Origin of the sequence: Flavobacterium sp. ALJ2, from assembly GCF_015594725.1 — a bacterium.
Lineage (GTDB): Bacteria > Bacteroidota > Bacteroidia > Flavobacteriales > Flavobacteriaceae > Flavobacterium.
In genome coordinates, this window is the sequence record NZ_JADNRC010000004.1 from 123,142 (window position 1) to 135,646 (window position 12,505).

General features: G+C 34.3%; 10 protein-coding genes. 2 read left to right on the forward strand and 8 right to left on the reverse strand.

What is annotated here, in order from left to right; translation table 11 throughout:
- The first annotated feature begins 149 nt into the window (after positions 1–149).
- On the forward strand, positions 150–923 hold the full coding sequence (locus tag IUY40_RS06065) for a DeoR/GlpR family DNA-binding transcription regulator (protein WP_195735970.1): 774 nt from the start codon (positions 150–152) through the stop codon (positions 921–923).
- On the opposite strand, the gene IUY40_RS06070 is transcribed toward IUY40_RS06065, so the two are convergent.
- The 8 genes from IUY40_RS06070 to IUY40_RS06105 all read right to left on the reverse strand — a co-directional run bounded on the left by IUY40_RS06070 (position 920) and on the right by IUY40_RS06105 (position 11,486).
- Complete coding sequence (locus tag IUY40_RS06070) at positions 920–1,990, reverse strand: membrane dipeptidase (RefSeq protein ID WP_195735971.1); 1,071 nt, start codon at positions 1,988–1,990, stop codon at positions 920–922. The two genes, IUY40_RS06065 and IUY40_RS06070, sit on opposite strands and share 4 nt — an antisense overlap.
- A gap of 20 nt (positions 1,991–2,010) precedes the next feature.
- Complete coding sequence (locus IUY40_RS06075) at positions 2,011–3,126, reverse strand: D-TA family PLP-dependent enzyme (protein WP_195735972.1); 1,116 nt, start codon at positions 3,124–3,126, stop codon at positions 2,011–2,013.
- 4 nt (positions 3,127–3,130) lie between these two features.
- On the reverse strand, positions 3,131–3,778 hold the full coding sequence (locus IUY40_RS06080) for an aldolase (protein WP_195735973.1): 648 nt from the start codon (positions 3,776–3,778) through the stop codon (positions 3,131–3,133).
- Positions 3,779–3,792: 14 nt separating this feature from the next.
- A complete protein-coding gene (locus tag IUY40_RS06085) occupies positions 3,793–4,824 on the reverse strand; it encodes a sugar kinase (RefSeq protein ID WP_195735974.1) in 1,032 nt (343 codons plus the stop codon).
- A gap of 153 nt (positions 4,825–4,977) precedes the next feature.
- On the reverse strand, positions 4,978–5,445 hold the full coding sequence (locus tag IUY40_RS06090; protein WP_195735975.1) for a RidA family protein: 468 nt from the start codon (positions 5,443–5,445) through the stop codon (positions 4,978–4,980).
- A gap of 5 nt (positions 5,446–5,450) precedes the next feature.
- Positions 5,451–6,770, reverse strand: coding sequence for a gluconate:H+ symporter (locus tag IUY40_RS06095; RefSeq protein ID WP_195735976.1), 1,320 nt, complete (start codon positions 6,768–6,770; stop codon positions 5,451–5,453).
- A 15-nt stretch (positions 6,771–6,785) separates the two neighbouring features.
- Positions 6,786–8,318: a SusD/RagB family nutrient-binding outer membrane lipoprotein gene (locus tag IUY40_RS06100; RefSeq protein WP_195735977.1), complete on the reverse strand. Its 1,533-nt coding sequence runs from the start codon at positions 8,316–8,318 to the stop codon at positions 6,786–6,788.
- 12 nt (positions 8,319–8,330) lie between these two features.
- Entirely contained in the window at positions 8,331–11,486 is a 3,156-nt protein-coding gene (locus IUY40_RS06105; RefSeq protein ID WP_195735978.1) for a SusC/RagA family TonB-linked outer membrane protein, read from the reverse strand.
- Positions 11,487–11,733: 247 nt separating this feature from the next.
- Here IUY40_RS06105 and IUY40_RS06110 point away from each other — a divergent pair, with 247 nt between their 5' ends.
- Entirely contained in the window at positions 11,734–12,504 is a 771-nt protein-coding gene (locus IUY40_RS06110) for a nitrilase family protein (protein ID WP_195735979.1), read from the forward strand.
- Position 12,505 lies beyond the last annotated feature (1 nt).

The following is a 12,505-nucleotide window of genomic DNA, read 5'->3' on the forward strand; positions in this document are numbered from 1 at the left end:
TGGTTTTTTTTGCAAAAAAATTGCATATGTATTTTTGTGTTTAATATATTGTGAATGATAGAATTGTGTTATTTTTTGGCTCTATTTTTATTTTAGTTAGCAATATTATTGCATTATTTGCTTATTTTTGTTCTAATAAAAAAAATCTTATGAATGATAATGAATTGGTGAATTACACCAAGGAAGAAAGAAAAGCTCATATTTTAAAAGAGATTAATTTGCATACTCGAGTGAGTTTTGACACTCTTTCAAACCAGTTGTTTGTTTCAGAAGATACTATACGAAGAGATATAAATGAACTTGAATCGGAGTCATTGTTGATAAAGGTAAAGGGTGGCGCTATGACAAAGGCTTATCATCACTCTTCTGTAACCCAAACTTATGCGGGTGAGGCTAAACAAATAATTGGAAAAAAAACAGTTGGGTTGCTTCATGACGGAATGGTTTTATTACTTGGAGGAGGAACTACCATTAGGGAATTTATTCGGTTGATTCCAAATGATTTAAATCTTACAATTTTCACTGTTACTGTTCTGTCTGCAGTTGAACTTCTGGATAAACCCAATGTAAAAGCTATAATGATAGGAGGAAGCATCTCTCCTTATAGTCAAATGTGTGTCAGTGGAGATGTTTATCATCAGTTATCAAGCATTAAAGTTGACTTATTAATTTTAGGAACAAATGCGCTAGATATTGAGGGTGGCTTTTCAGATTCAGATTGGGACACGGTTCAGGTAAAGAAGGCAATGATTCAATCTGCTCGAAAAACAGCTATACTTACTATATCCGAAAAATTGGACACTGTGCTTAAGATGAAAATTGCCAGCTTATCCGAAGTCGATTTTGTAATTACTGAAGTTGATCCAGATCATGAAAAACTTCAATCGTATAAGCAGGCAGTTCCAAGTTTGACATTTGTTTAATGCCAATTTTTCATTAGGAAGTTTATCCAGTTTTGGTGGAAGATTTTTTTCAAATCTTCTTCAGAGTAACCATGGCTCCTAAAGATGAAAACTAATTTTTGTAAATCGGCTATGGTGTCTAAATCATATGGTGTTTGTTCTGTTCCAAATGCTCCATCTAAATCTGAACCGATGCCTATATGATTTGCATTTCCTGCTAATTGACATATATGATCCATATGCTTAAAAACAGTTTCTAAGTTACATTGCATATCAATTGGGGTAGAAATGCCTCTTTGCCAATTGGAAACTAACATCCAGGCATCTAAGGCACCTCCTATTATTGATCCCCTATTGATAAGTTCTTTAATTTGATCATCGCTATATTGTCTGTTATGATTTACTAAACTTCGGCAGTTGTTATGACTTGCCCAAATTGGACCGTTAAAATTTTCTAATGCTTGCCAAAATGCATCATCGCATAAATGAGTTGCATCCAAGATAATGTTTAAGCGTTCCATTTCTTTAAGTAGTTCGATTCCTTTTGTTCCCATTTTTCCAGTTGAATCTGTTCCGTTGGCATAACGACCTGGGCCATAATGTGCTGGTCCGATAGCTCTTAGTCCGTAGTTGTATGCTTTTTCGACATACGATATGTCAATAATTGAATCTGCACCTTCCAAACTTAAGATGTATCCAATAGGTTTTTTATCATTTGGAGTGCCATCATTCCATAATTCAATTTGTTTTTGAAGGGATTTTTTATCGGTTATTGCAACCATTTCACCTTCTTCTTCCATGCATTTGTACCATGCAACTTGTGCTTGCGTTTGCGCCCAAGCTTGTTGTGGTGAGTTCCAACCTGGAATTGTACTTTCTGGTTTTACAAAACGTGCTATTTGAGTTGCTACTACAATACCAATGTTTCCTTTTCTTAAATCTGGAAACGATACAGTAGCTTTTTCTCTGTCGGGTTTGTCATTCATTCCTTTTTCTAAATGACGTAAGGTCGTTACATCATTTCTTAAATCTCTGTTCCATTCCATAGCATTCATGCTTAGGTCTAGGTGTGCATCAAATATGAACATAGCGTAGCAGTGTTTTATTTTTAAATACTTATTTTTTTATTGCGTGCAAGAACATTCCATTGTGCGTAAATGTCTTGTTGAGAGTTTATGACTTGAACTGTTTCGTATAGAGCGCAAGTTGGGCAAATATGATAGGGAATAGCATAAATGGAATCTCCTATATTGTATTGTTTGTTTCCTGTATTTTCTAATACTAGGTGTTCTTCCGAGTGTGATATTGGAATTAATTTGTCATCGTTTAAAATAGTCAGACGTTTGTCTAATGGATTTTCGGACGCTACAGATTTGTATCCAATATCGATGCATAAAGTGCTTGTCGTGGGTTTAGAAATAACTGTTCCGACTAAAACGGCAGCAGGCTTGAAATTTTGTTCAGGTAAATTAGTTTGATAATTAATATCCCAGAATATAAATGTGCCTGGACTGCATTCTACATTTTTTTGACTACTATAAAATGGGAATGTATTAGATCCTCCAGCAACAATATTTAGTTTATAATCTAGTTTTTGCTCTAGCCTAGAAAGTTTATCGTTTATTTGGGTAAACGTATCTGAGGCTTCTTTAGTTCGTTGCTCATTTGTACCTTTTAAATGACCGTCGTAGATATGTATTCCTAAAAGGTTTATATTGGATAAATTGATTATTTTATAAATTAAATGTTCCCAATCGCTTTTATAGTTTATCCCCGTTCGATCCATTCCGGCGTTTATATCAAGATAAATGTTTAATGTTATATTATTTTTTATACCCAATTGAGATAATTCGTTTGCTGTGTCTAAATTATCAACGATGGTTGAGAAAACAAGATTTGGATATTTTTGCAATAAAGTAATCCATCGTTGTTGCTTTAATCTGGTAGGTTGGTAGGCTAATAATATGTCAGAAATATTATGGATTGCACATAGTTCTGCCTCAGCAATAGTCGCACATTTAACCTTGTTTATCTGGTATGTTTTATACAGATCGAGAATTTCTCCTAATTTATGGGTTTTTATATGTGGTCTTATTTTTTGAATATCACCTTTTACTGATTCGATTAAATGTTCAATGTTATATTGAATTCGGTCGATATAAAGTGCTAAAAAGGGAGTGTCAATACGTGTTTCTGGATTTATTTCCCACCAATTACTTTCCATGTCTTTATTTTTTAGATTTTTCAACTACTGTGATTAAGTTTTTAAAAATTTCATAGGATTTATTATAATCCAATTGTAATAAAATTTCTTTTGAAAAAAGATGAGACCCAATGCCTACACAGACTGCCCCTGTTTTAAACCAGGATTTTAAATTGTTTTCTTCTAATGTTACACCTCCGCTAGGCATTAGCTTTAAATTAGGGAAAGGTGCTTTTATTGCCTTTATATAATTTGGTCCCCCTATCATATCGGCAGGAAAAAGTTTTACTATTTCTGCACCTAATTTGTTAGCATAAATGATTTCGTTTAATGTAGCAGCGCCAGGAATCCAGTATAAATTATTTTTAAAGCAATAGTTGCCTATTTCTGGATCGGTATGTGGGCATATAATGCAATCGGCGCCTAGTTTATGATACCCTTCGGCATCGTTTAGCGTTAAAACTGATCCTACAGCTAACTTAATATTTAAATTATTTGTGTTTCTAAAATTTACCATTTGAGCAAAAACTTCTTTTGCATCTGGAGAACGTGCAGCAAATTCGATGATTTTAATTCCCGAATCCGAAGCGGATTTTAGTATTATCTCGGCAGTTTTAATCCCAATTTGTGTAACCAAAGGAAGTACTCCTTGCGTTTTTAAAATATTGTACATCTTGTAACTATGTTTTACCTGTTAATTCTGTTGCTTGAGCCATTTTTGATAAAATGATTTATTTCTTCGGGTGTAGTTATAGCAAAATCGCCTATTATACTTTGTTTTATAACGCCACAAGCTGTCGCCCAATTGATGCATTCTTGTCCCGATAAATCATTCTTAAGGCTATAGAGTAGTCCTGCAGTGAAGGCATCTCCTGATCCAATTTGATCAGTTACCAGATGTATTAAATATGGCTTTGATTCGTATAGTTCTCCCTTATGTAATAACATGCCAGAATACAAATGTGTTTGACCTTCTGATTTTCTGAAGCTCATAGCAAGTGTTTTTAAGTATGGCATTTTCTCTTTTAGTAACTCGTAAGTTTTTAGAAACCGATTTGAATCGGAATCATTTTTATCTGTTTTAATACCAAAATATATTTCTGTTGAATCTAAATCGGCAATAGTAATTGTGCTGTAGTAAAGCAATTCGGGCATAATCTCTGAAGGATTTTTTCCGTATTGCCATAGTTTGGTACGAAAGTTAAAATCAGATGATATTGTTATGCCTTTGTGATGAGCTGCTAATATTGCTTTTTTGCAGACTAAGCTAGCTTCATTGGAAACCCCTGGGCTAATACCTGACCAATGAAAATGGGTTGTATTTTCTAAAACTTCATCCCAATTAATTTCATCTTCAGCAATAGTTGCAAAAGCCGAATTATTACGGTCATAGATTACCTGCGATTGTCTTATCTGATTACCTGATTCGATAAAATATAAACCAATTCTATCTCCTCCATAAATACAATCTGTGGTATTTACATTGTATTTATGGAGTTCATTTAATGCAAGTTGAGATAGGTCGTTGTTAGGTAAACGTGTTATATAATTTGTCTTAATGCCTAATTGAGAAAGTAGTACACAAACATTTGCTTCGGCTCCTCCTATATGAATTTGCATTTCTTTGGCTTGCGTAAATCGATTACCATTGGCTATGCCCATTCGTAATAGAAGTTCTCCAAATGTTGCAATTTTTGTTTGTGAGGTATTTGTATTCATAGTTATTGTTTTTTTTTGCCACAGATTACAGATCAAACATTTAATATTTTTGTACCATTAAGATATTAAGAAAATTAAGCTTAGCTTCTTAATATCTTAATGGTTCAATTAAAAAAATTAATGTTAATCATTTTAATTCGTAACATAACTTTTTTAATATAATTCGAAAATTGCTTCTACTTCTACAGGAATATTATCAGGTAAAGATCCCATTCCTACGGCGCTTCTTACTCCGATTCCGTTTTCTTGTCCCCATACCTCAGCAAATAATTCGCTACATCCATTAATTACATAAGGGTGACGTAAAAAATCAGAAGTACAATTTACCATTCCGAGTACTTTAATAACTCTTTTTACTGCGTTTAGACTATCAAAATTAGTGACAATGGTAGATAGCATTGTTAATCCTACTTGTCTCGCAGCCAGCTTTCCTTTCTCAATATCCATGTCGTCTCCAATTCGTCCTATAATTAATGATTTGTCATCTCTTACGGGGCCGTGTCCAGATAAGTATAAGTATTTGCCATCGACTAAAAAGGGTTTGTATATTCCAAGAGGCATTGGTGCTGGAGGTAACGTCAGGTTGAGCGTTTCAAATTTTTCTTGAGGTAATAAATTCATAGAAGTTAGTGTATAAAAGTGTTTAATATAAATATAAAAATAATTCCAAGGACAGATACAAGTGATTCCATCATTGTCCATGATTTAATTGTGTCTTTCATGCTAGTTCCAAAGTATTCTTTGAACATCCAGAATCCAGGATCGTTTACATGTGAACACATAAGACTACCTGCACCTATTGAAAGAACTAATAAATTAGGATCAAGTCCTTGTAATTTTAATAATGGTAATAATACGGCTGCGGTCATCAAGCCAGCAGCTGTTGCTGATCCAACACAAATTCGTATTAATGCAGCAATTAGCCAGGCTAGTAAATAAGGATGGATGTCTATTTTTATTAGTGAATCAACAATAGTATGGCTAACACCGCTTACCATCATTATTTCTTTTAAGCTTCCGGCTCCTCCAATTATAAGTATTATTAAGGCAACGTCTTTAATGGCTACGGCATATTCATCCATGATTGTTTTCATGTTTTTACCTGTACGAAAGCCTAATGTATAAGTACAAATTATTAATGAAATAAGCATAATGATACTAGGCTCTCCTATTGTTTGGCATAGTAAGGTTACTTCTTCATTTTTCCAAATTAATGGTAATAATGAAGTAATTGTTAAACCAAAAACAGGAAAAAGTGAAGAAGCTATACTAGTGAAAAAACTAGGTTTTGTGTCTAAATTCAAGGGTTCTTCTGTTGGGACTATGGTGTTCTGATCATCTGATTTAATATTCTTAAGTGTGTTTGAGAACAGTAGGCCCGCAATAAGGATAGTAGGAATAGAAACGATAATCCCATAAACTAATACAAGGCCAATATCTGCGTTTAAGATATTACTCAACCCCATTGGCGAAGGATGTGGAGGTAAGAAGCCATGTGCCACCGAAAGTGATGCAAGCATTGGAATAGCTATGTATACTTTGGGTAATTTAAATTGATTGGCTACTGAAAAAATTAAAGGAACCAGAAGTATAAAACCTACACTGTAAAACAAAGGAATTCCGACTATAAACCCAGTAATCATTAAACCCAGCCGAACATATTTTTCTCCAGTCCATTGCATCACAGTTTTTGCAATTACAGATGCTGCGCCAGATGAAACGGTAAGTTTGCCAATACAGGTTCCAAAAATAATGATTAAGGAAATTGATCCGAGCATATCGCCCAGTCCTTTTTGAACTGTTCCTGTTAATGTTGTTATAGGCAGGCCTAAAGCGAGACCTGCCAATAAAGATGTTATGATAAAGGCAATAAATGGATTGATTTTGAACCATGTTATTTGTAGCACTAAAAAAATAATGCATGCCGAAAGAATTAAAATGCTCATTTAATTAATTTATTGTTACTTTTTATCCCACCATATTCTTGTTGTAAATGTATCGCTGCCTTGATGTTTAACTGCCTCTGCTAAGTTAGCAGAATTAACAGAATATTCGGCAGTTGGGTATTTGAAACGTCTTGGTATTGTGCCGTTTGTCACGTTTCCTGGGAAGTTTACGGGGGTTAAAATTGGGTAGCCAGTTCTTCTCCAATTTGCATAAACTTCTTGTTCGTCTACAAACAAAGCGATCCAGAATTGGGTGTGTATTTGGTTCATTTTTTGATCAAACGTACCTCCTGATAAATAAGGATTAGCAGTTAAATAAGGGGTTGCATCTGTTATAGCGTAAGCAACGCCGTAAATTCCAGCATTTAGGAAAGAAGCTTTTACGGCTTTTTCATACAAACTTTGATCTGATTCTCCTGTGTACCATCCTCTAAGTGCAGCTTCAGCTAGATATAAATTAGTTTCGGCATTACTGAGTATAACAAGAGGAGAGTCAACTTTGAGAACGGTATTTTGGTTAGGCTCAGAGTAAGTAGCTTGTTCTATTGGTGATGGGGCTATTTTAAGTCCATTTGGAAAACCTTTTTGTATTGCTAAACTTGAGTTTTGTACAGTGCCTTGCCAAACACCAGCATATACGCTAATCCTTGGGTCATTTGTTGTTTTTAATACATCAATAAAGGTTTTGCTAAGTTTTCCGCCTTCATTATTTTTTTTGCCATAAGATGCTTTTGCATAGTCAAGACTTATGGGATCTAAAGCAGATGGATTACGATTTATATCGTTTGGTCCATCGGTATATTTCATTATTGCATTATCACCAGTATTCAGGATTACTCCACCAGCAATTGCTTTGTTTACCCAAGTTTTAGAAAGTACAGGGTCAACTTTGGATAATCTCATTCCTAACCGCAGCATTAATGAATAGGAGAATTTTTTCCATTTGTTAATATCGCCGTTGTATATTAAATCGGCTCCCCCGAAGCTAGGTTTGGAATCGTCTAATGCTAATGCTGCTTCATCCAATTCTTTCAGTAGGTCTTTATATATAAATTCCTGGCTATCATATTTAGGTAAAAAAAGCAAGTCTGAATTTGCTTTTGCTGCTTCAGAATATGGTACATCTCCATATAAATCTGTAATTCGGTGAAATAAATAAGCTCTCCAGATTCTAGCAATATTTAATTTGTTGCTGTTGTTTGGGTCGCCTTTTAATGCGTTTATTACAATTGTTACTTCATTTATTGAATTTGGGTATATTCTGGCAAAAAAAGCAGAGTAATAGACTTCGTTATCAAGATATTTGTCTCCAGCTCCTGATGCTTCTTTGTAGGTTGAATAATGTTGCATCATCTGGCCACATTCAATAATTGAAGTGAAAAAATAATTATTGTTCAAGCCGTCGAGCTGAGATCTGCTAAATATAAAGTTTGGAGTAGCTTTGTCTACTGCATTTGGATTTGTATTGATTTCCTCAAAATCTTTTGTACAGGCTACTATACTTAATAAAAGGATACCTGTAATATATAGGGTTGTTATTTTTTTCATGCCTTTTGATTTTTATATTTTTACATTTAAACTTAAGCCAAAGCTTCTGGTTCTCGGTACACCAAATTGTTCTATACCTTGAGCATTACCAGCGCTAAAAACTGATTCAGGATCTACGTTTGGGGTTTTTTTATAAAGAATGAATAAATTTCGAGCAACAAATGAAATAGATGCGCTTTGGATTACTGATAGTCCTTTTACTTTGTTAATAGGTAATTGGTATCCAATAATTACTTGTCTTAATTTTATAAAACTGGCATCATAAATAAATTCTGATGTTATGTTTTTCAGACCATCGTAATAAGTTCTTAAGTTTTCGGGAGCAATAACCATATCTACTGTTGCTCCATTTTTGTCTACACCTTTTATAGGTAAACCATCTTCGCGTCCATCCAAAGTAAGTTTTGTTAATCCCATACGTGTGCCGTATAAGTCGGTACCAGAGTATAAGCTACCTCCAAATTTAGCATCTATCAAAAAGCTTAATGTTATTGCTTTGTATCTAAATTCATTGCTAATTCCTGCTCCCCAAGGATGCACACCCTGACCTAGTTCTTCAAGGGGGCCTCTTTCTATAGTTGCTGAACCGCCGCTAACATTATAAACCGTGTTTCCATTGGAGTCTTTAAGAGGTTTGTATCCTTTTATTATGCTATAAGGTCTGTTAACATCACTTGAAATAATAGCATAGTTATTTACAGAAGAAGCCATTGTTATGGAGGTTAATTGATCAGTTAGTGCTTCAACAGTGTTTTTGTTGTATGAACCATTGAAAGTAGCATCCCATGAGAAATTTTTGGTACTTATAATTTTTCCATTAATTAAAAGCTCTACACCTTCATTTCTCATTTTTCCAAGATTTAACAAAGAAGAAGTTGCGCCAGATGCATTAGAAATCGTAGTTTCTACAATGTCGTTGGTAGTTGCGCGGTTGTACCATGCAAAATCAATATTTATGCGATTGTTCAAAAAACCTAAGTCACTACCTAATTCGAATGTTGTCGATGTTAGGGGACTTAATGTTGGACTGGGTACTCTTGAGCTAGTTGGCCCTTGGAGCTGTTGTCCGTTATGTCCGCCTTGAATCATAGAGTAAGATGGATTCAGTGCATATGGGTCTGGAGTTGCTCCGCCCACTTGTGCCCATGAAGCTCGTAATTTAGCAAATGAAATCCAATCTGGCATAGTTAGTATATCCGAAATTATTAAACTTGATCCAATAGAAGGGTAGAAAACCGTGTTGTTCTCTTTAGATAGTGTAGAAAACCAATCCTGGCGTCCTGTGAAGTTTAAAAAGAATACATTTTTATAATCTAAATCTATTGCACCGTAAACTGAGTTAGTTTTTGTTTTTCCATAAGGATAGGTATAGTTCACCGTTTTTAAGTTTGTTAGAGAGTAAAAGTCGTCTAGGACAAATCCAGTTCCGTCCACTCTTGTTTCATCTCTAAGTGTCGTTCTTGAGTTAACCCCTATTAATGAGCTTAGTGAAATTCCTTTATAAATATTTTTTTTGGTGTAATTAAGAATTGCTTCAGAGTTAATATTAGACAATGTCATTTTTGAACCCTGAACATAACCATCAGGAGTATTTAGAGATGTTTTAGGTATGTATCCGAAGAACTCATAGTTTGTGTAGTCTTGACCTATACGTCCTTGTAAAAATAAATCAGGAGTGAAGTTTAATTTTACATTTGCCATTCCCACAAAGCGATTTTTAGTGTCATTATTCTTAATTCTATTGACTACAAATTGTGGATTTGTAGCAACAGGCACTGGATTCCAAGCTACTTCTTTTCCGTTTTCATCATATCCAGGTGCTAAGTTTCGGATGTCTACTGTATTTGCAATTAAATAGGTTCCCCAGTTTGGATTTGCTTCAGCATCAGATAATGTTGGTCTGTTGTTTGATTTTTCTAGGTTGTATTGTGTTACAACATCAAATTTTAGCCAATCTGTTAAGTTTACATTACTTGCTAAATTAATTGTTTTGCGATTAAAGTCAGCGTTGGGTACAATACTTTCACTATTCATATTGGAGAACGAGAGTCTCCCATTGGCCTTTTCAGAGCCTCCAGATAATGCAATGGAGTTTATATAAGTGGTTCCTGGTCTATAGAAATTTTTAATATTATTTTTTTGTGGGCTATATGGTCTTTTTACCCCGTCAAATTGAATCACATCAGTTCCGTCCATTTTAGCTCCCCAAGACCAGCGGCCAGTAGCTATAGCTTCATTTTGGGTTAATGGTTTTTTACCAGCATCTCCAGCTCCGTATTCATATTGCCAATCTGGGATAACAGCAGGTGTCTCTAGAGTAAATGATGTGCTGTAGTCTATTCCGATGCCTTTTTGAGCGGAGCCTCTTTTGGTTTGAATTAAGATTACTCCATTGGCAGCATTAGCACCATATAAAGCCGCAGCGGTCCCTCCTTTAAGAACCGTTATAGATTTAATATCGTCGGGATTTATTAAAGCAGTTCCATCCCCTCGGTCAACATTTAATTTTGGAGAACCTGGGGCATTCCCTATGCCAGGTAAATTAAGTTGTGTGTTGTCTATAGGTAGGTCATTTACAACATACATAGGTTGGTTGTTTCCGTTTAACGAGCCATTTCCTCGTATTATAACTCTAGTCGAGCCATTTGGTCCTGTAGCAGTACTGCTAACATTTACTCCAGCAATTTTACCGACTAAAGCATTAGAGATGTTTGCTTCTTTTGCTTTATTAAACTCAGATCCTTTTAGCTCGGTTACTGCATAGGTTAGAGATTTACTTACTTTTTTAACGCCTAATGCAGTAACAAAAACTTGTTCTAAAACATTTTCAGATGGTTTTAAGTTTATGAATAATGGAGTCGTACCATTTGTTTTTGATTCGACTGTTTCATAGCCCATATAACTGATAATAATAGAATCTTCATTTTCTGGTACGCTTAGTTTAAAGTTCCCATCTTCATCAGTAATTGTTGCTATTTTATTATTATTTTTTGCATATATGGATGCTCCGGCAATTGGCATTCCATCATCTTGGCCAATTACTTTTCCTGTAATCTCAATTTGATTGATGCTTTGCTCTATAAAATGCTTTTTTATTGCAAAATCATGAGCATTTCCTGAAAAGATCATTCCTCCAATAAAAGTTAGAGATAATAGTTTTGTTTTCATAGTTAACTGGTTTACATTGGTTTAATGTGTAGTTTGATTTTGATTAGTAATCAAATATAGATAATTAATTTTTACAATACGCAATATTTTTGCATAAATAATGCAATATTTTTGCAATATTTTTTTTTAGAATGTTTTTTTATTGCCAAAAGCTTGATGTTTGTTGGGTTGGTCAGTTTTTAAGAAAGAAACTATTTTGAGTTAAAGTCGATGAAGTGATTTATTTTAAAAAGAGTATTTTTACAATATGAAAATAGCACTAATTCAATCTGTTCTTCATTGGGAAAATCCTGAGAAAAATCGAAATCATTTCGAGCAAAAAATTAATGAAATTAATGAAGTAGTTGATTTGGTTGTACTTCCTGAAATGTTTTCTACAGGATTTACCATGAATCCTTCTCTGGTAGCTGAAACTATGCGAGGGGAAACTGTTTTGTGGATGATATCATTAGCAAAAGCTAAAAAAACAGCAATTACCGGAAGTTTGGTAATTGAAGAGGATGGTAAATTTTATAACAGATTATTGTTTGTTTTTCCTTCAGGAAAATTGCAACATTATGACAAGCGCCATTTGTTTACTCTTGCAGGAGAGGATAAAGTGTATACTAAAGGGACGCAGAGATTAATTGTAGATTATTTAGGCTGGAAAATCTGTCCGCTAATTTGTTATGATCTTAGGTTTCCTGTTTTTTCTAGAAATACAGAACCCTACGATTTGTTACTATATGTGGCAAATTGGCCAAAAGTACGCACGATTGCATGGGATACATTGCTAAAAGCACGTGCTATCGAAAACGTATGTTATTCGATAGGAGTAAACAGAATTGGTTTGGATTATCATCAATACGAGCACATTGGTCACTCGCAAGTGGTAGATTTCCTTGGAGAATATTTAATTAATCCCCAAGAAACCGAAGGGGTATTTATTGTGGAATTAGATAAAGAAAAAATGTACGAAACAAGAAAAAAACTTGATTTCCTAAATGATAGAGATCAATTTATAATCGAAGGATTATAAA